Here is a 17,694-nt window from a genome sequence, read left to right as displayed (position 1 = left end):
GCCGCTATCGCGCCCGCTTGCGTTTCATATGAACCTTGATGTTCAAACACCATCCGGACCGCCCGCGCGCGAACTTCTGGCGAGTAGCGATTTGCCATTTTGCTTTTTGTCATAACCATCATCCTTACTTAAGTTGATGGTCTCCGACAAACTCGGGACGATTCAGCATGCGCTTTTCCCGCAGATTGCTGAAGTGGCAGCGCCGCGGATTGCAGACGTCGTTGGGCTGCTCGACGATCCCGTGCCGGCCTGTCGTTGCCTTTGGTAAGCCCGTCATAACATCAGTTCCGCTATGATCGTGTTGAAGTAGGTAGGAATGCAATGAACGACAGTGCATTGGACTGCCGTCTAGGGCACAAAATGGCGGCATTGACGTGCCTGTATTTATACAGCAACGATTTCGGTTGTTAGTGGCGCACAAGTTGGGCCCTGAGTTTCACGAAAAATAAAACGTTTAAGGCCTTGGATGACCGTGCTGTTGCTCTTTGATGTCTTTCACGTGATCCTTGCCATGGGCCAGTGTTGACGAATGGCCGTGCAGCCTGGCGATATTGGGCTGCACATTGCATTGCAGAGTGGTCGAGCGCGACAACCACTGCCGTTACAACACGAGCCTTCTGAACCTGACCATTCGCAAAATAAAACCATGCCAGCCGACCTGCCTCGCTGGAGCGGTATATGCCCCCGCTTAGCAGGCCTTAATCGACACTTGATCAACAAAAAGGATCAGCAGATATTTTTCACCTGACCGGTCAGGATCAGGGGGCTGAGTTACAGTTCATGTGCTAATAAGGCGCGGTGGATTTCCCGGCGGACAAGCTTGCGTACATTTCGGGTGATCTTTTCGCCCAGAACGCCTTGAAGCTCCTCTCGGACCACCTGTGCGATCAATTCGCGCAGCGCATCTTCATTGAAAATCTGCTCACCATCATGGGTTGCATTAGCCCCCAAGATCGCCTCTGCTGCGTCCTCCCATGCGTCATCGTCGCGCATCTCTTCATAGGTGGTGCTGCGACCTTTATGTGGCGCAGCAGGGGACGCATCCGAAAGATGCAGCCGGCGTGGTGGCGCATTCTCTTCGGCCTCTGCCTCTGACCAGTCAGCTTCTGTATCCGTGCTATGCTCGGTAACCCAGGCCTGATCGTGCAGGTCGGGATCCTCTTGTGCGGTTAGTGCGTCGTCGGCTTCAATTGTCGCAGGCTCCGGATCAGCGGCACCTTCAGCAGGTTCGGCCAAGTCTGTGTCTTCAATCCCAAGACCTTCGTCATGGTCTTCGGCAGCCAAGTCTACGTCTTGCACCTCGGGATCTGCGGACAATGCCATCGGGTCAGGTGAAGGAACCGCAGCATCCTCCGAGAGCCCGACCGGGCAATCTTGCGCCAGCGCTGCAATGTCATCAACCGCCTCATGATCTGCGAATGTCGGGGCAGCCGTATCTTGTGCGATGTCAAACGGGTCGCCTTCATCGGGTTCGAAGTCACTGTCGGGCAGATCCGCGCTTAACTCCGAGATCGAATGCGCTGATGTGTCATCTTTATCTGTGGCATCGGTAGGCTCCGCCGCGTGAAGATCAGACCACTCTGCATCCAATGTGTTTTCATCCAAGATGTCAGCGGATGCGGTGGCGATATCTTCTTGTTCGTGCACCATCTCAGTGGTGTTGAGGGCGTCATCTTCGGTCTCCCCGTCCGTGACAAGGGGCGCTGGTGACAATATATCTTGAGACAAATCATCGTCCAGCGCGGGGGTGTCGGCGGAAAGATCTTCATCCGAAATGGCCATATCGGGCAGATCACCCGCAGTCATATCGTCTTCGGTTTCTGGCAAGGGCTGGGCCTCATCGGCCGTATCTGCCTCTACCCGATCTGATGGGGTCAGCAACAACAGGTCGTCAGTGTCGCAGGCGTCGTCGTCTGCCGCGGGATCATCTGCCTGAACGGGCTGCACCGCCTGAAGCGGTGGCGGCGCCGCAGGCGTTGGCTCTTGCGACACAAGACGACGTATCGACGATAACACATCCTCGATTTCGATCTTATTGGGTTCCGACATCATACCTCCAAATACCGAAGCAAGCGGCCTACTACACAGGCTGCGCATAGCGGTGGGTATACGTCACATTGCAACCGTTCACATCGAACGATCACCGCATCACCCCCAGTGCACGAACGGGCGCATTGTGGTGCGCCCGTGCCGATCACATCCAAACATCAAGCCATTGCGCGCTGAAATCAAGCGCATTGGCCCGCCGGCTTAGTTGTTCCCGATCGCTTTCAGCACACGATCAAGGCTTTTGCCTTGGATGCTGGTTAGCGGCGCATTTTGAACCGCATTATAATAAGCTGCCGGGTCATAGGTGGGGATGCCCAGTTTCAGATTGTCCACCGTCAACAAACCCATAGCGGATAAAAGTTGATAATACGCTACCTGCAGATCGGCTTCTGTATCAATTCGTGCCGCTCGTGCATCCAGAAGATCCTGTTCGGCATCAAGCACATCCAAGGTTGTGCGCGCCCCCAAAGTGGCTTCTTCACGTACACCACGATAGGCAATCTCGGCGGCGCGGATCTGTTCGGCATAGGCACTTATCTGTGCACGATAGACGCCTATGGCGGAATAGGCTTCTGCCACGGCCTGCGCGACCTCCACCGATGCTTGCAGCAGCGACGACCGGCTTTCATCGCGGTTTGCAACGGCCTGCCGATAGGCCGAATCAAGTGCACCACCGGAATAGATCGTCTGCGTCATGCTGAGCGCCGCCGAGCGGCCCAAAATGCCGCCTTCATTGTTGTCCAGTCCAACAGAGCCCACCAGCTCTGGTCGTTTGGCTGCTTTGGCAGCTTTGATCCCCAATTCCGAAACGCTGACGACATGTTGCAGCTGCTTGATCGTGGGGTGGTTGCGCTGTGCCGTGCTGCGCGCCGCATCTGGTGATTTCGGCAAGCTTGGTGCCGGGGGCAGCGCAGCCAGATTGACCGGATAGTGTCCTGTCGCGGCTTTGTAATCTTCGCGTGCTGTGCTCAGCGCCCCTTGCGCCGCAACCAATGATGCGCGTGCGGCTGCCAATTGCGATTCCGCCAGTGACACATCGGTGCGGGTCACTTCTCCCACATCAAACCGGTCACGTGTTGCGTTCAGCTCTTCGTTTAAAACCCGGGTAGAGTTTTGGTTGATTGACACCTGTTGCTGCGCACTTTTCACATCAGAATAGGCCTGAATGGCCGCCAGCAAGATCGTCTGTTCAACGGCACGCAGCGATTCACGCGCGGCCAAAACCGTCTCTTTTTGAATGTCGATTGCAATCCGATTGCGACCGAAATCCAGCAATGTCATCGATGCGGATATCCCTGCCTCGGCGCCGCGTGAAATCGCGCTGCCGTCATTTTCCACCCAGTTATAACCGGCTGAAAACTGAAATACAGGGCGCAATGACGCGACTGCGCTTGCCACGTCTTCATCCGCAGCCCGCACGGTTGCCCGGTTTTGATCTAGCAAATTCGAACTGCGGTAAGCCGAGATCAGTGCATCTGCCAATGTCTCTGCCGCAACGATGCCTGTCGTCCCCATTAGCGCTGCACATGTGACCGCGCTGGCCACCATCGTTTTGAAAATCCTGCTCGCCATGCCTCGGCCCTCATGTTGTTTTGGGGGTGCCAAACATTCTGTGGTCCGGCTACCCCATGTCCGTATCGGACGCCAAAATCTTAGTTTTCAGCCGACTTAAGCCGCCTGATCAAAGAGAGAATTCGCGTGTTTTCTCAAAGCCGGGAAGGATCGGAGCAGAGCCATTGAAAATGTCTTTCCAGCTGATCTGACCATTCACCTTATGGCCAATCCGGGCAACGCCCAAAACGCCTTCCATAAACAAAGCAGCGATTCGACCGCCGTCTTTCAGGCTGTCCAAGATCGCGTCAGGGATGGTTTCGACCGCACCTTCCAGGATAATCGCATCATAGGGGCCATGTTTCGCCGCGCCATCCATCAGCGCGCCATTGACCACTGCCACATTGTCAACACCTGCCTGCGTCAGGGCTTGCTCTGCGTCTTTTGCCATATCCGAAGTTTCGACCGCGACGACCGCTTCGGTCATATGGGCGATAACTGCGGCTGAATATCCAAGGCCGCAGCCAATATCCAACACCAGATCCACAGGTTGCAGATCCAATGCGTCAAGGATCTTGGCGAAATTACGTGGCTCTAGCAGGACACGGCCCGGCGTCAGCGGCACGTTTTCCCCAATATAGGCAGCTTCGCGCTTAGAGGTCGGCACGAAATCTTCACGCGCGATTTCCAGCATCGCTTCGATGATCGGGAATTTCGTGACGTCACTGGGACGAACCTGCGTGTCCACCATCATGACGCGGCGCGTGGCGAAATCTTGCATTTTGAACTCTTCCGTCTGGATGAACTAAATTCCTCATGCCACAGAAAGCAGCATCGGGCAAGTTATGGTGCGGCTTTGCCTTTCCAAGAGTTGAAGGATTGCGCTTCTTAAGTCACAGACCCTCTTGCAAGCCGTGAAATGATGTATTATCAGGCCCCCACCACACGGCGGCGAGTTGGCGGAGTGGTGACGCAGCGGATTGCAAATCCGTGTACAGGAGTTCGATTCTCCTACTCGCCTCCATTTATTTTCAATGACTTGCGTCAAACCACCCTTTACGCGCTGTGCGCCGTTTACAGGTACGTTTACAATTTTGTTCACGCTGCACCCCCTTTTGCCTGCGCCAGTTTGACCAAAACGGCGTCTGTTTCGTCCGGTGAAACCCGTGCGTAGTGCTCGATGACATTCGCCGCGTATCGGACAGACCAGCCCATGTGATTTGCGATTTCGGCCAAAGACAGGCCCGCATTCAGCAGCCGTGTGGCGGCTGTGCCCCGCGCATCATACAACCGAAGGTCTTTTGACAGCTTGGCCTTGTCCCGCCACTGTCTGACGCCCTCCGAAGCCCTATGCGTGGTCAACTGGTTCCCGGTTGCGTTCGTCAGGATCAACATTTTCCCCGGCGGGGTTGCGTCGATGACTTCTGCAAGCGTGGGCGTAATTGGGATATGCGCAAGCCGCCCGCGCTTCTTCGTTCGGACGCGGAGCCGCCTTCCCATCGGCGTCTCTTCAATTTGACCGATGGTCAGGGTGGTCAGGTCATGGGGACGCAAGCCTGTCTCACAAGCCACACAGAGGATGCGGCGGACCCATTCGGGCGCAATCGCGTTGAATGCTTCGCGGTCGGATGGTGCCCAGATGACCTCAGAGCGGTCCACTTCGTACAGTCGGTGCAGCTTGTGGCAATGGTGTTCGGCCAACTTGCCTTCCTCCACCGCCCAATTCAGGATTCGCGCGGCATGGGTTCCCGCTGCATCATGTTGCTTCGGGGAATGCTTCCACTGTGCCCGCCATGCGTTCACGTCACCACGCGAACCGCGTTCTTCGAAGATCACTGCGGGCGCATCCCAGAAGTGTTCCGCAAACCGTAGCCCCCATTTCCGAAGGTCGGCGCGGGATCGTTCGCCTTTGGGCATGGCTGTACTAGACAGGAAGTCATCGACCATCTGCGGCGTCATGTAGTCCGCCGGTTGCGGACGTGCCGTCGCTTCCGCGAATGCCTGATAGAATTCGTTCTCGGTCGGGTGTCGCTTGTCGTCGGTCCAGAATTTCGGTCCGCCGCGCCATGCGTAGAAGTGCCAGCGATAGCCGCCTTTGACCTTTCGCCTTACCCGGTGAACGCCTTTCGGTAGATCATGCTGCCCCATGGCCTGAATGCGCCTCCTGTGCGATTTCAAGGCACTTCGGGTGGTAATACAGGACCCCGGCACCTTCGCACCGACACAGTTCCCATCCCGTGAGCGGGTGCAGGTCTTGCCACATGAGCCGCTGCCATTGTTCCAGCGTCTCGCCCACCAGCCTTGCTAAAAGTCTTTCATCGGTCGGCAAGGTGCCAACCGGGTCTTCGCCCTGCGCGATGCAGAACAGATCAAATGCCACTGCCCTAACCTGCTTTTGGCCCAGCAGGCGCATTTCAGAACGAAGCCACCAGTCAACAGGCCACGTCATCACGCGCGGGCGGTCGAACCTCACGCCCGCCGAAAATGGATAAACGAATAGTTTGTCAGCGTCTTTGGGCATGGCGCGCCTTCCACTTCTCGCGCGGTGTCATTTCCGCTTCGGCGGGTGTGGCGGTGTCGTACGAAGGCAACAGAACAATGGTCCCGTCAGGTTGCACATGAACCGCCGGGGGCGTGTCCCATGCAGCCTTCCACGCCTTCAACATGCGTGTCAGGTCCGATTGCTTCACTATTGCCTTCGCCGCTGGCATCATCACACCCGCCCTACGCTGCCGTTCCGTTCAGGCGGACGCGAACCGTGGTCGCGGCATCAGCCGCGGCTTCGGTCGCCGCGCCAATCAGCTTGTTGCCGGTTGCGGTCGTGGTCACGTTGGCGGTGTCGGCCTTCCAGTAGACCTTCGCCCCGGCTTCGATGGCACCCGCCGTCTTCGGCAGTTCGAACACCCCCACCACGGCGGCTTCGAAGGGGTCACCGGCGGATGCGGCGCTTGCGGCCACCCCGAACAGTGAATTCATGACAACGCCCTGCCCGGAGGTAACCGGATCGGGGCTGGTGAAGGTGATCGTGTCACCGGTTTGGACAAAATTACGCATCAGATCAGTCCCTTAGTCGCCTGCGGATAGATGGTGCGCGGGCGCGGCCCGCGTGTGAGTTTCGAGATTTCCGCCTCGATGGAGGCCAACCCTGCAGCCATTTGGGCGTCCGTCTTGTAAGTGATCGTTTCGCCGTCGATGGTGACAGTCATTATCCCCTTGAAGCGCGCGCGCCGGAGCTTATCCCGGCACGCGATAAGTTCTTCCAGCGTCATTCTGCCACGCCATTAACTTTCTGGGCGGGGCGCCAGTCCAACCACCCAGCGCCAAAATCGAGGAAAGCCCGGAATTTCAAACCAAGGGTGTCCCACGCTTCCGTCCGCTGGATCTGCACGCCCTGCGCGGCGGACAGGTAAGCATATTGCATTGCTGCGAATCGGGCCGGATCTGCGAAGACGTACCAAAAATTGTCCGGCAGGCGGGGTTCCACCAGCAAGGACAGCTTACCCCCGAAAGGGTTTACTTCATCCGCCTTGTTAGGCTGAATGGAAGCTAGGGCCTTTTCGGCTTCGGTTTCAAACCCCGCTGGCACCAGTACATACCGTGGTGCGGCCGCGATAATGGTTTTCCCATCTATCCCCTTACGGGTGCGCATCTTCTCTCGAATCGGGCTAAGGGCAGTGAGCACCCCTAGACGTCCGGATGTAATGTTCCCCCGGCTTTCGTCAAATACAGCGGTTCCGTCCGACATTGCCGGGTTGCCGGTCAGAAGCTTCACCAGTTCGTCCGCCTCGGTCTGCGCGGCGGCTTCGCCAAGAGCGGTGGTCATGTCGCCCAACATACCAAGGTCATCGTTGATAAGCAGTTCGCGGGTGACTGTCAGGCCACGGGCGAAGGTTTTCAGGCGCATGGATTCGCCGTTTTCGGCGCGGCTCGTGGCCTTGATTTCCCCGTCTTCGGACAGCGGTTCCAAACGCCCCATGTCACCCAAGCGGATGGCATTGCTTTCCTTGAAGTTCGGAAGCGTCCGCTGGCGGCAGAGGGTTTTCAGGGGGCTTTCCGCCGCCTTGTAGGTATCCAGCGCCACCTTGTTCGCAGCGTTCGACACCACCAGCGGGAAATCGCTGGACGTGTGCGCCGCCCGCGTGAATACTTCATCGGCGGACATACCGCGTGTCGAAACACCTTCGCGGGCGAGACTTTCAACCGCCATGTCGCGCAGGCTCATGTTTACATATTGCCGCGCATCGTCGGGCAGTTCGCCGGGGGCCATGCGATACGCCACTGCGTCCGTCTGGCGGCGCGTGATAACCACCGGGTCATCGTTGGCCGGGGCATGGCTGCGGATGATCGGCGCGCTACGCTGGCGGTTTTGCTGCGCATCGAAGATTTCGGCCTTGGCGCGGGTCAGGTCCGCCCTAGCGTCAATCAGGTCATCGGCAATCTGCGGCTCAAGGCCAGCAGAACGGACCAGCGACCGAATTTCGGCGCGGCGGGTTTTTTCGGCGTCATCCGCCGGGGTGGTTTCAATCACATCATCAGCCATACCGGCCTCCTTTTTGTGTCGCAGGGTTGCCGCCGGATCGGCGGGGTTCGAAGTCAGGGTGACTTCCGTCAGTGCCCATTCTGCGGGGCGTCGCGTGCGGGTTCCCCCGCTTTGGTTTTCAGTCCAGCGCGTGACGCGGTATCCGATGGACACGCCGCGAATAGTGCCGTCCGCAATCCTTTGCAGAACCGGGGCCACGTCATCGGCGGCGCTCAATTTCAGCTTGGCAATCAGCTTGTCGCCTTCCACCCGCACCGCTTCCACGGTGCCCATGGTGTCGCGGATGCTGGCGGTGCGGTGACTGTCCAGAACGCGAAGGTTCGCGGCGTTGGTCAGGTCCAGCGTTGTGAAGTCCAGCACTTCGGCAAAGCTGCCCCGCGCATCGCGCCGGGTGACGGGGGTTGTGGTGGCGATAACCGCCTCCACAGTGCGGGCTTCGGGGTCGAAGCTGGCCGGGGCCATGGTGGCGTCAAGCGGCATCGGTGCCCTCCTTCGGGTTCATCGTTTGCGTTGTCGGGGTGGCGAAGGTCAGGCCCAATTCGGCTTCGCGGGCGCGGTCCGCTTGGATTTCTTCGTCAATATCGTCCGCATTCCACCCCAATTCATTGATGGCATTGGTGCGGCTGGTCAGGCCAAGGGCCAGCGCCTTTTCGGTCGCTTCCAAGTCCTTCGCCGGGTCCACCTGTTGCGGGCGCGGCATGATCCAGTCGCAAGGGGTATCGGCGGGGGCATCGATGCGGCCCGCAAGGATTTCAAGTGCCAGCCAGCGCCGCCAGACAGGGCGCAAGACTTGGGGAACAAGGGTGTTGTGCTGCACTTGGTCGATGCGCGCCCGGAAGGGAATCAATCCCGCCCGGAGGCTGGAATAGTTCGCGTTGGTCAGGTCACCCGACAGCAGGAATTCCGGCACCCCAAGCGCAGCGGCCAATTCCTGCAACGTCATGCGCAGCAAGGCGGGTGCATCCTTGATCTGGTCCGGGGCGCTGAATTTCACGTCAGTTCCCAAGGGCAAGCGCGTCAGCGCCCCCGGTTCCCATGTGGGTTCTGCGAACAGTTCGTCTTCGCCGCCGGTGTCGGATGTATCGGTGATGAAACCCGCCTGCATTGCGGCCATTTTCGCACCCACAAGCGTGGCGTCCTTCCACTGGTTCAGTTCATTCGCCGTCACAACCGCCGGTGCTACCCAAGACAGTCCGCGCACCTGTCCCGGCGCGATCGGATGGAAGACGTGCAGAACGTGCGCCGCCTCCACCCGGACGGCAGGTGAATGGTCAGCAAAAACCGAATGCGGGCGTTCGGGGAAAATCCAATAAGCCACCCGCTGCCCGCTGGCGTCGAATTCCACCCCCTGCACAATCTGGCGACCATCGCGCAGGATTGCGGTTTTCGCCGGGTCCAAATGATCCGGCGGGATGACTTGGATTTGCAGCCCGTCCGCCGTGTCGTGCATCACGGCCAGACCTTCGCCATACACCACCATGTCGCGGGCGATCTGCGCCAGAAGCCCGCCAAAGTCGGTTCGCCCCGCATGGTCTGCGGTCTCGCAAAAGCGGTCGAACGCAAAATGTAGCTGGCGGCGCAGTTCCCGTTCGACACCACGCACATTCGGGCGCTGCCCGGTTCCGACAAGGGCGGTGACAAGGTTTGCAACCGCGTTGGCAATGTAGGGGTTATTTACAGCCTGATAGGCTGCGCGGCTCCCGACAAGCGACTGTCCAGCCGCTACCTCTGAATTGATCTGACCGAAAGTGCCCAAGCCACCGCCACGCCGCCCGCCGGTTGCGGCGTCGAGGCTGCGGCGATGATTGCCGCCCGTGCCACCCTGCGCCATGTGGGACGCGGCAGGGAAGTGGAAGGCACGGGCGGCGGTGCCGATGATGCGCGACAAGGAGACACCTTTAAGATTGCGCATCACCGGATTCCTTTATGATGTTTCAAGAAAACATAGGCAGCGGGGGCGCGCTTGGTGGACCACGCCCCCGCCTTACCGATGGTTATGGCACCCAACCTCACCACCGGATTACTCCCCCTCGCGTTTCAAGAGGGTTTCACAAAAATGGAAATTCGCGCCGTAAAGGCGGGCAACTTGCCGGTGAATCTGATCGAGGCTCAGAACAACTGCGGGTTCTGGATTGTAAGACTCGTCAAGCCACTCGGCCAATTCGTCAGCCGCAACCACATGCGCGGAGGTGTCGCCAATAACGATTGACCGTGTGCCGGGGCGACCGTCACGTGAGATGATATCTTCTTCCTGGGTGTCCGCTTCATCCAACACGCACAAAAAGGCAGGACTGCGGCCAAGCTCAAACACTCGCCGCGCGTGACGCCCAGCCTCTGCCGCAGGTAGCAGCCGCGAAAGCTGAAAGAACGCTGCGACGGGAAGCGCCTCGTGCAGCGTGTACATACGCCGCCGCCCGACCATGGCCCCTTCTGGCGGGGCAAGGTGCCCACGTGAATACGCAAGTTCCAACCGCTTCTTCTCGAAGCCAAGGCTGCGGCAAAGTTCGTCAGTGCCAATCGTTTTCACAGGACCACTCCTTCCGTGAGAGTTTCTGAATCACCTTTCAAGACTGGTGAATAGGCTCCCACAACACTTATACACTCAATAAGAGTGTATCAAGAAAAATCTGTTAGATTGACCAGATGCATGGCATCGGCCTTGATCCGATTAACTGCGTCATCGTCCAGCGCCTCGGGCGTGGCGAGAACCACCAGAACCTTTACTGCAAGGTCGCGGGGTCCGGTGACAGGCGCGGCGATCATCGCCTCTTGAAGCGTGTCAGCGCGGTCATAGAGCGGCCCAAGTATGCGGCTTTCATCAGCTTTTGTCAGCTTATCCGCCGGATGCAGGATCAGCGTTTCTTCAATATCGTTCAGCGCGGACAGCCATTCCACATAGGTTTTTTCAAGCGTGGTCTGCCCTTCGCCGCCGGGTGCGGCTTGCGTGGCGACCGAAGCAATAGTTAACGGGCTTGCGGTCAAAGCGACCAAGGTGGCGCGGCGGGTGATAGTCATGGGAAACTCCGTTGTCTAATTTCAAGTCATGTGATAGCTTTCCTATCATGTCACCTAGGCTAGATCAATATGCTATCACCTGATAAAAAAAATATCACCGCAGAACAGCTAAGGGCTGGACGGGCATTGGTTCGATGGTCCGCGCAGGATTTGGCGGACAGGGCAGGTGTCGGGGTGGCGACGGTCAGGCGTTGCGAAGCAGAGACAGGCTTCGTCAGCGCGACCCAAGCGAACAAGAGTGCGATGCGGTCTGCACTTGAAGCCGCCGGTGTGGTCTTCATCGAAGAGAACGGCGGCGGCGCTGGCGTTCGCCTTTCGCGGCCCAATAGCCCCAATGATTGAAGCCCTGTTCTGGATAACATGCGCCGCCGGTGCATTCTTCGGCTTCGCCATTCTTTGGGGCGTGGTGGAAATGATGATCGGCACCGGCACCAGCCGCCAGAAGCGCGACCCTACCTTAAACGCCTTCCAGCAGCCTTTGCGCCGGGATGGCTAACCAGTAAGAAATTTCGACCGATAGACGTTCTTCGGCTTTGGTCGGTCCTGAATACCCCCGGCGCGTAACTGTGCGTACCTCTCTTCGAAGTTCACGTGCACTACCTGCCGTGCTGCGATGGCATAAACCACGCAATCCAGCGCCTCGGCCCGCCGTCCGGGCACCCGCTCAAACCGGCGCTGCGGCTGGCCCCGCACATACCGCGTCACTTCCCTTTCGCTAGCGAGTTGCTCGTACCACACCGGCGGCAGGTCATCGGAAAACCGGATGGACCCAGCCCGCGATAACCGTGCAAAGATGGTGGTTTTGATCCCGTCTACACCCACCAGCCAAAGGCGCGCCCCCTTTGTCTTTCGCCCCCGTGATGGTTCGATAAAGGGCCGGGTTCCAGAAACCCCCTTGATAGCCATGATGCGGCGGCGCTGACGGGGGGCACAGAAGGCTTTCACGGCTTCCATGGTGCCACCGTCGCCCGCGTCGATTGCGGCGGCTTCCACGCCCAGAGAACCGCCAAGCGGATGCTTCCACTTCGTCTTTAGCAGGTCATCCAGTTCGGCCCATGTCTCGTGGTGGTCCCATTGCCCCCAGATGACCCTGTGCCCTAAAATGAAGGCGGTTTCGTCCTTGGCGTAGCCGATTAGGGTGCATTCCAATCGGTCATGTTGGGTGTCGATCCCGGCGGCGATGGTCAGAACGTCTTCGGGCAAGGCGTCCAGCCCGAAGGGTTCGTTGCGGCCCGCCAGTTCGCTATCGTCCAGTTCATCGCCTGCGCCGGTCCAGCCTTGTCCAAGGATGGTGTTGACGAAGGTCTGCAAGGTGGTCGGGTCTTTCTTCGCGGAAAGGAATTCGCGGACCAGCTGCGGCCAAGAGGCGTTAGCGTGAAGCGATACCAGGGCGTTCAACTGGAAGCCCGCATGGCCCTGAACTTCGGGCCGGGTCGCGCGCCATTGCCCCTGCGCCACCATCTTTGGCTTGTGGCGTTCCGCTATCTCGGCGGCGCAATGTGGGCACTGCCAGCGGGCGGTCTCAGGCTTGCCTTCATCCCACCGGATGGCATCCCAAAGGATTTCGGCAAAGGCCCCGCATTCCGGGCAAGGCACTTCATAAATTCGGGCGTCCGAATCCGCGAAGGCGCGCAAAACGTTGCTGGTTTCCTCGTGAACCGGGGTGCTGCCCATGACAATCTTGCGGTCAGGAAAGGACAGCGTTCGCTTTTCGGCCAGAAGAATGGGCGAACCTTCGGAGGTCGCCTCCATGCCGTCCACCTCGTCCATGAACAGAACCCGGACGTTGTGGCGGCGCAGGTTGCGCGGGGCCTTCGCCGCGACCACCTTGAGCGATCCGCCCGGAAACCGGCGGGACATGAGCGTGTTGCGGTCATCGCCGTCAAGGTCATAGGCCAACGCCTTCGCCACGGCAGGCGAAGCTGCAAAGATCGGCTCCACGTCGCTCACCATGTAATCCCGGCAATCCGCCTCGGCGGGCAACAGGCACAGAATGGGCGCGGGTTCGTTGGCAACGAAGGACGCCACCGCCGAAGTCAAAAGGGTGGTGAAGCCCACCCGCACCGGCTTGACCAGCGTCACCCGTTCAATCGCCGGATCTCCGATGGCATCCGCGATTTCGCGCTGGAAGGGCCAAAGCTGGACCGGCCCCGGCTGCGCGCTGACGCCTTCGGGCAGAACCACTTCGGACTCGATCCACTCGGACAGCCGAAGACGCGGCGGCGGGATGAGGGCGCGCAGGGCGTTGGACAGAACCTGTTCAATTTCCATTGCCAGCCTCCGTCAGCGTAGCCCGCAAGGCCCGGTCCATCGCGTCGATTGTCTGCGGGTCAATATCGGGCAATTCGGTCCGCAAGCGCGACGGAACGGCCATAACGCGGGCACGAAGCTGGCGAAGAGCGTCTGCCCATGTGTGTTCGACTTCGGACGCCTCCACCAGTTCGCCGCGCAGCTTGGCGTTCTTGATGGCCTGCGCGTCTGCCTGTTCTTTGGCAAGCCGCGCCCGCTCGCTGGTCAGGTTCGCCGCCTGATCCCCGGTGCCCCAGCCTGCAGCCATGCCCCGAAGGTGCTGGACATAGGCGCGGGTTGTGGCGGTCAGGTCGTAAGTGTCGTGTGACAGGTGAACGGCAATCCCGCGCTTCTTCAGGTCGGTCAGGGCTGCGGGTGAGATTTCGAAAAGGTCGCAAAGGTCTTTTCCACCCACCGTGTGCAGCGGCTCTTTCCCAAGCGGCAGTTCCGAAAATATCTTCATTTTTCACCCCTTAGCAATATTTGCAGCGGCTGAACCCTCGGGCTGTTTCCCACCCGCAAGGGGGAAACACGGGAAGGACCCAAAGCTGGGGATGGGCTTGTTTTCATGGCCTCCGGGGTCACTGCGCAGCATAGCGAAGCCCTTCCGGTTCGATCATGGCAGAGAAATAGGCCCGTGCTTCATCGGCACGTTCCATGTCGGTCGGTGGCCGCTTCCACGGAAAGGCAAAGAATTCGCCGCCCTTCTTCGAACCTTGTCCCTTGATCGGGAATTCCGACAGTGCCGGAAAACCTTCTGCCTTGAGCCAGCGACCCCACTCGGCAAGCGCGGCGTGTTCGGTAGCAGGCACCACGGCTGGACCTGTCCAAGCATTGCCGGTGAATTGATGATGGCGGAAGCGGTCGGGGTTCGCGCCCCCTTTGTTCAGAGTTTGTTTAGCATCATTATAGGAAAGTGCACCGGTGCCCCCTTTTCCGCGCACCGGTGCCCCCTTTTCTTTTGTTAAAGGTGCATCCCTGCCCCCTTTAGTCTGGTGCACGGGTGCCCCCTTTCTGGTGCTGGAAATGGCGATAACCTTGCCCGGTGACAGCAGGGTGTATTCGGTCTTATTGCCGCGACCGCGTCCCTCTGTGCGCGCCAGCCACCCCCCTTCCGTTAGGTCGCGGATAGCGCGCTTCACGGTGTCCACGGTCTGCCCCGTGGCGTCCGCCAGCGTGTTGACGCCGGGGTCAAGGCGTCCGGTCTTATCGTTGTAGAATTCGACAGCCAAGGCGGCTGCAACCTTGGTGCAACGGGGCAATAGGTCAGCCCGATTCACGGCTTTCAGCCATTCGAAGCGGTTGAGTGTTTGAGCGGTCATTTCGCCCCCCAAACCGCCGGAAAAACGTTTACAGGGCGTTTGTAAGCCCTTGTTTTCCCGTCATGAACAAAAGGGGCACGTTTACAGTCAAGTCTTGTGATTTCAGGGACATCATATGGATTGCAAATCCGTGTACAGGAGTTCGATTCTCCTACTCGCCTCCAATATTTTCAAGCACTTAGCGGCTTGATTAATAATAGCGTATCACTCCTGGTATCATGTTCGAGCTTTATGCTCGGTTTGTTCCGCGCTTGTCGCGTTTTCGGTTCGCCCTGATGGCGTTCATTTCCTTTCGGGCTTCCCCGGCATATTTGACGATCATCGACTTCTGATAATGTCCGGAGTAGCTGGCGATCTCATCATCCGAGCACCCCGCCCGTGCGAGCTCTTGCACACCACGGTAGCGAAGGCCGTGCAGATCAAATTCCTCGATATCGAGACGCTTGCGCTCGTTGCGCATGACTCGAGCCATGGTGTGGTATGTCAGTGAAGAGCCGTCTTCACGCGCGATGATTGTTTGGTCAGACGGAGGGGCAACCTCCATGCTCTCGATCAATGCACCGAGATAAACTTGAAGCGCCCTTGTGCAGGGGAACTTCAACCGTGCGCCGGTCTTTGACTGCGTGATGCGCAGGGTTTCTCCGTCATAGTCCCCCCATGTAAAGCGCAGCCAATCGCTGGGGCGTTGCACAGTCGCCAAGCCGATCTCAAAGATCAAGCGCGGTAGCCCTGCACTCTGTTGTCGCATCTTTGCGACAGCCTCGTCAGACCACGGAAGATGCGGCTTGCGACGCTCCTCTGGGACTTTGGCGCGCTCAATGTCTTTCGCCGGGTTTTCGTCCAGCCATCCCTTACGCTTTCCGAGTTCCGCTAGCAGCGAGACCGCGACCGGGATGTAGTTGGCAAAACGCGTCCGACTGCGATTCGCATCCATTGCTTGATAGATATGGACGGGCCTCAACAGCTTGACGTCTTTTGAACCAATTCTCTCGCCCAGATAGAGCAGCACCGGCTCCAGATCTTGCCTGTAGCGGGGTGAGAAGTTCCTCCACTTTTCAGATTTGCGGAGCTCGTCGATCAGAAGCGCCCAACTGCGTCGTGCCTCGGTCGCCCGACCGCGCAGAATTTGCCAATAAAGCATGTCAAACTCTGGCGTCCCCGCCTCTGCCTCAATCGGAAAATAAACACCTTGCTTCCGCACGTACCAACGTCCTGATGGGTGCCGCCAAGTGTATTTTTTGCGCGTCACCAGTCGACATCCTCCATACCGTCGATTTTGTCGCCGGAACCGAGCCGCTTGATATCATCTGCGGACCACCTCGATACTCCTGGCGCGATCTCGGTAGGCTTCGGAAGATGACCGCTATGCACAAGGTTCCGAAACTCTTCGACGCCCATATCCAGAAGCCTTGCCGCAGTCGCCTCCTTCGCAAAAATCAGATGGCTCTTCATTTTGTTACGCCGTTTTCGCGATTGCATGGCGCAGCATCGAAACCGAAGATCACCTCAAGATGACGAGGATGCAGGAGCATAGCTCGCCCCAGACGATAGAATTGACAACGCTCACGCGCCTTCGCTCGCAGGCGGCGGGGTGAAATCACGACATCTTGTGCGCGAAGTTCTTCACACCATTGTTCGGGTGTCATGCATTCCTTCAAGAAATTATAGGTCATCACATTCCCCTATTGGGTACAAATGTTCCCACTTATGTCCATATTGATACAATAGGCGCAATGGATAGATGCGTCAAGTCATGATAGGTACAAAAGGACCTAAAGAGGTGAGAATGAGTAAGTTTCAGCTTCCAGAACCAACATCCGACGAAGATGACGGCTCGGACCTCGCCGCAGAGATGCTTGAGATCGAGCAGAATCGGAGGCGGGATCTATATGCGATCGACAAGGGGCTTTTCCGCCTGAGGAAGCACCTCAACCTATCTCAGACCGAGATGGGCAAGCTGATTGGTGTATCGCTACGGACTTACCGCTTCTACGAGCAGGGCGAGCGCTCTGTACCCAGCGAGGCCATCAAAGAGCTGCTGGTTAAGACGGACTGCGATCTGACTGAACTATTCACGGGTCAGCCGATGAAATTCCCCCCTAGCATGACGGAAGCGCTTCTGAAGCATTATGATAAGGTACGTGACAAGTTACGTGCCAATCACCCTAACCTGAAACAGGAAGAAGTCCGAAAGCTTGCGCATGTCTACATGGCCTTCAGTGAGCCAGATGAACCCGTCGACCTGACCAAGGTTCAACACGTCTATGACGCGATGTTCAAAGACGACTAGGCCGCTGAAGGTCGGCGGCCTCGTTCACCGCTGTAGGGCTTGGTTCGGCTCCACGATGCCAAGACCTATCAGGACTGCCAACGTCGCTTCCCCATCATCGTAGCCTCGTCTGGACAGGGTATCGCCTGGACTTGCATCACTTCCGTTCCGGTTTTCTGTGAGCAATGCTCGCTTTGAAGGAGACTGGATATGGCAGCCAAGCATAGTGAAGATTTCAAGCGCGAAGCGGTTCGGATCGCGGCGCACAGCGGCCTGACACGGCGACAGGTTGCGTCGGACCTTGGGGTTGGTTTTTCGACCTTGGGCAAGTGGATGCGGGATTACTCGACCGATCCAACAGCCGCTGAGGACGCGGAGTTGCGCCGCGAGAATGAGCGCTTGCGCAAAGAGAACCGTATTCTGCGGGAGGAGAGGGAGGTGTTAAAAAAGGCGGCAATCTTCTTCGCGAGCCAAAAGCAATGAGATTTCAATTCATTGCGGAGTATCGCGGAGATCTTTCACGTGCGTATCTGTGCCGCCTGATGCAGGTTTCAGATCGTGGGCTACGGGCGTGGCGTCGCAGGCCGCCCTCACATCGCCAGCGTCGTGACATGATCCTTCTGGCATATATCCGCGAACAACATCGGCTCAGCTTGGGC

19 protein-coding genes, 1 tRNA gene and 1 pseudogene are annotated in these 17,694 nt (G+C 58.4%); 4 read left to right on the top strand and 17 right to left on the bottom strand.

What is annotated here, in order from left to right; all coding sequences use genetic code 11:
* Positions 1-771: 771 nt before the first annotated feature.
* From BFP70_RS11825 to BFP70_RS11815, 3 genes are all read right to left on the bottom strand, one after another.
* On the bottom strand, positions 772-2,049 hold the full coding sequence (locus tag BFP70_RS11825; RefSeq protein ID WP_066011797.1) for a hypothetical protein: 1,278 nt from the start codon (positions 2,047-2,049) through the stop codon (positions 772-774).
* A 201-nt stretch (positions 2,050-2,250) separates the two neighbouring features.
* Positions 2,251-3,621: a TolC family outer membrane protein gene (locus BFP70_RS11820; protein ID WP_066011796.1), complete on the bottom strand. Its 1,371-nt coding sequence runs from the start codon at positions 3,619-3,621 to the stop codon at positions 2,251-2,253.
* Between the two features lie 109 nt (positions 3,622-3,730).
* Positions 3,731-4,381, bottom strand: a complete 651-nt coding sequence (locus tag BFP70_RS11815; RefSeq protein ID WP_066011795.1) for a protein-L-isoaspartate O-methyltransferase — start codon at positions 4,379-4,381, stop codon at positions 3,731-3,733.
* Between the two features lie 169 nt (positions 4,382-4,550).
* Here BFP70_RS11815 and BFP70_RS11810 point away from each other — a divergent pair.
* Positions 4,551-4,624 (top strand) — tRNA-Cys (locus BFP70_RS11810).
* Positions 4,625-4,698: 74 nt separating this feature from the next.
* Here the strand turns inward: BFP70_RS11810 and BFP70_RS11805 are convergent.
* From BFP70_RS11805 to BFP70_RS11765, 8 genes are all read right to left on the bottom strand, one after another.
* Complete coding sequence (locus BFP70_RS11805; protein ID WP_255356689.1) at positions 4,699-5,748, bottom strand: tyrosine-type recombinase/integrase; 1,050 nt, start codon at positions 5,746-5,748, stop codon at positions 4,699-4,701.
* A complete protein-coding gene (locus BFP70_RS11800; protein WP_141693179.1) occupies positions 5,735-6,049 on the bottom strand; it encodes a hypothetical protein in 315 nt (104 codons plus the stop codon). Before BFP70_RS11800 ends, BFP70_RS11805 begins: the two co-directional genes overlap by 14 nt.
* 275 nt (positions 6,050-6,324) lie before the next feature.
* Entirely contained in the window at positions 6,325-6,654 is a 330-nt protein-coding gene (locus BFP70_RS11790) for a DUF2190 family protein (protein ID WP_066011792.1), read from the bottom strand.
* Entirely contained in the window at positions 6,654-6,869 is a 216-nt protein-coding gene (locus tag BFP70_RS11785) for a phage head-tail joining protein (RefSeq protein ID WP_066011791.1), read from the bottom strand. Before BFP70_RS11785 ends, BFP70_RS11790 begins: the two co-directional genes overlap by 1 nt.
* Entirely contained in the window at positions 6,866-8,620 is a 1,755-nt protein-coding gene (locus BFP70_RS11780) for a prohead protease/major capsid protein fusion protein (RefSeq protein ID WP_066011790.1), read from the bottom strand. Before BFP70_RS11780 ends, BFP70_RS11785 begins: the two co-directional genes overlap by 4 nt.
* Positions 8,610-10,052: a phage portal protein gene (locus BFP70_RS11775; protein ID WP_255356688.1), complete on the bottom strand. Its 1,443-nt coding sequence runs from the start codon at positions 10,050-10,052 to the stop codon at positions 8,610-8,612. Before BFP70_RS11775 ends, BFP70_RS11780 begins: the two co-directional genes overlap by 11 nt.
* 108 nt (positions 10,053-10,160) lie before the next feature.
* Positions 10,161-10,667 (bottom strand): hypothetical protein, encoded by a 507-nt coding sequence (locus BFP70_RS11770; RefSeq protein WP_066011789.1) that lies wholly within the window; start codon positions 10,665-10,667, stop codon positions 10,161-10,163.
* A gap of 89 nt (positions 10,668-10,756) precedes the next feature.
* Positions 10,757-11,155 (bottom strand): hypothetical protein, encoded by a 399-nt coding sequence (locus tag BFP70_RS11765; protein WP_066011788.1) that lies wholly within the window; start codon positions 11,153-11,155, stop codon positions 10,757-10,759.
* 334 nt (positions 11,156-11,489) lie between these two features.
* Here BFP70_RS11765 and BFP70_RS21055 point away from each other — a divergent pair, with 334 nt between their 5' ends.
* A complete protein-coding gene (locus BFP70_RS21055) occupies positions 11,490-11,651 on the top strand; it encodes a hypothetical protein (RefSeq protein WP_176715555.1) in 162 nt (53 codons plus the stop codon).
* Here BFP70_RS21055 and BFP70_RS11755 read toward each other — a convergent pair.
* The 6 genes from BFP70_RS11755 to BFP70_RS11730 all read right to left on the bottom strand — a co-directional run bounded on the left by BFP70_RS11755 (position 11,648) and on the right by BFP70_RS11730 (position 16,439).
* On the bottom strand, positions 11,648-13,426 hold the full coding sequence (locus BFP70_RS11755; RefSeq protein WP_066011786.1) for a phage terminase large subunit family protein: 1,779 nt from the start codon (positions 13,424-13,426) through the stop codon (positions 11,648-11,650). The genes BFP70_RS21055 and BFP70_RS11755 overlap by 4 nt on opposite strands.
* Positions 13,416-13,907 carry a DNA packaging protein gene (locus BFP70_RS11750; RefSeq protein WP_066011785.1) on the bottom strand — a complete coding sequence of 164 codons (492 nt, stop codon included), beginning with the start codon at positions 13,905-13,907 and terminating at the stop codon, positions 13,416-13,418. Before BFP70_RS11750 ends, BFP70_RS11755 begins: the two co-directional genes overlap by 11 nt.
* A 118-nt stretch (positions 13,908-14,025) precedes the next feature.
* Positions 14,026-14,766, bottom strand: a complete 741-nt coding sequence (locus tag BFP70_RS11745; protein ID WP_066011784.1) for a helix-turn-helix domain-containing protein — start codon at positions 14,764-14,766, stop codon at positions 14,026-14,028.
* A 229-nt stretch (positions 14,767-14,995) separates the two neighbouring features.
* A complete protein-coding gene (locus BFP70_RS11740; protein WP_255356687.1) occupies positions 14,996-16,015 on the bottom strand; it encodes a tyrosine-type recombinase/integrase in 1,020 nt (339 codons plus the stop codon).
* Positions 16,012-16,218, bottom strand: coding sequence for a hypothetical protein (locus BFP70_RS11735; protein ID WP_066011782.1), 207 nt, complete (start codon positions 16,216-16,218; stop codon positions 16,012-16,014). The genes BFP70_RS11740 and BFP70_RS11735 overlap by 4 nt, the downstream gene beginning before the upstream one ends.
* Positions 16,215-16,439, bottom strand: a complete 225-nt coding sequence (locus BFP70_RS11730) for a hypothetical protein (RefSeq protein ID WP_066011781.1) — start codon at positions 16,437-16,439, stop codon at positions 16,215-16,217. The genes BFP70_RS11735 and BFP70_RS11730 overlap by 4 nt, the downstream gene beginning before the upstream one ends.
* A 113-nt stretch (positions 16,440-16,552) precedes the next feature.
* Here BFP70_RS11730 and BFP70_RS11725 point away from each other — a divergent pair, with 113 nt between their 5' ends.
* Together BFP70_RS11725 and BFP70_RS20710 are read left to right on the top strand one after the other, a co-directional pair.
* The gene (locus BFP70_RS11725) at positions 16,553-17,056 is read left to right on the top strand and encodes a helix-turn-helix domain-containing protein (protein WP_066011780.1); all 504 of its coding nucleotides are present in this window, start codon (positions 16,553-16,555) and stop codon (positions 17,054-17,056) included.
* 189 nt (positions 17,057-17,245) lie between these two features.
* Positions 17,246-17,694: pseudogene (locus tag BFP70_RS20710) on the top strand (transposase); the annotation flags it as partial.

Source organism: Thioclava sp. SK-1 (assembly GCF_001705665.1).
Taxonomy (GTDB): domain Bacteria; phylum Pseudomonadota; class Alphaproteobacteria; order Rhodobacterales; family Rhodobacteraceae; genus Thioclava.
This window is presented reverse-complemented; position numbering and strand designations above follow the sequence as displayed.

Coding starts and splice junctions, on each gene's coding strand:
- BFP70_RS11825 (WP_066011797.1), bottom strand. CDS start 2,049: ATGTCGGAACCCAATAAGATCGAAATCGAGGATGTGTTATCGTCGATA.
- BFP70_RS11820 (WP_066011796.1), bottom strand. CDS start 3,621: ATGGCGAGCAGGATTTTCAAAACGATGGTGGCCAGCGCGGTCACATGT.
- BFP70_RS11815 (WP_066011795.1), bottom strand. CDS start 4,381: ATGCAAGATTTCGCCACGCGCCGCGTCATGATGGTGGACACGCAGGTT.
- BFP70_RS11805 (WP_255356689.1), bottom strand. CDS start 5,748: ATGGGGCAGCATGATCTACCGAAAGGCGTTCACCGGGTAAGGCGAAAG.
- BFP70_RS11800 (WP_141693179.1), bottom strand. CDS start 6,049: ATGACGTGGCCTGTTGACTGGTGGCTTCGTTCTGAAATGCGCCTGCTG.
- BFP70_RS11790 (WP_066011792.1), bottom strand. CDS start 6,654: ATGCGTAATTTTGTCCAAACCGGTGACACGATCACCTTCACCAGCCCC.
- BFP70_RS11785 (WP_066011791.1), bottom strand. CDS start 6,869: ATGACGCTGGAAGAACTTATCGCGTGCCGGGATAAGCTCCGGCGCGCG.
- BFP70_RS11780 (WP_066011790.1), bottom strand. CDS start 8,620: ATGCCGCTTGACGCCACCATGGCCCCGGCCAGCTTCGACCCCGAAGCC.
- BFP70_RS11775 (WP_255356688.1), bottom strand. CDS start 10,052: ATGCGCAATCTTAAAGGTGTCTCCTTGTCGCGCATCATCGGCACCGCC.
- BFP70_RS11765 (WP_066011788.1), bottom strand. CDS start 11,155: ATGACTATCACCCGCCGCGCCACCTTGGTCGCTTTGACCGCAAGCCCG.
- BFP70_RS21055 (WP_176715555.1), top strand. CDS start 11,490: ATGATTGAAGCCCTGTTCTGGATAACATGCGCCGCCGGTGCATTCTTC.
- BFP70_RS11755 (WP_066011786.1), bottom strand. CDS start 13,426: ATGGAAATTGAACAGGTTCTGTCCAACGCCCTGCGCGCCCTCATCCCG.
- BFP70_RS11750 (WP_066011785.1), bottom strand. CDS start 13,907: ATGAAGATATTTTCGGAACTGCCGCTTGGGAAAGAGCCGCTGCACACG.
- BFP70_RS11745 (WP_066011784.1), bottom strand. CDS start 14,766: ATGACCGCTCAAACACTCAACCGCTTCGAATGGCTGAAAGCCGTGAAT.
- BFP70_RS11735 (WP_066011782.1), bottom strand. CDS start 16,218: ATGAAGAGCCATCTGATTTTTGCGAAGGAGGCGACTGCGGCAAGGCTT.
- BFP70_RS11730 (WP_066011781.1), bottom strand. CDS start 16,439: ATGACCTATAATTTCTTGAAGGAATGCATGACACCCGAACAATGGTGT.
- BFP70_RS11725 (WP_066011780.1), top strand. CDS start 16,553: ATGAGTAAGTTTCAGCTTCCAGAACCAACATCCGACGAAGATGACGGC.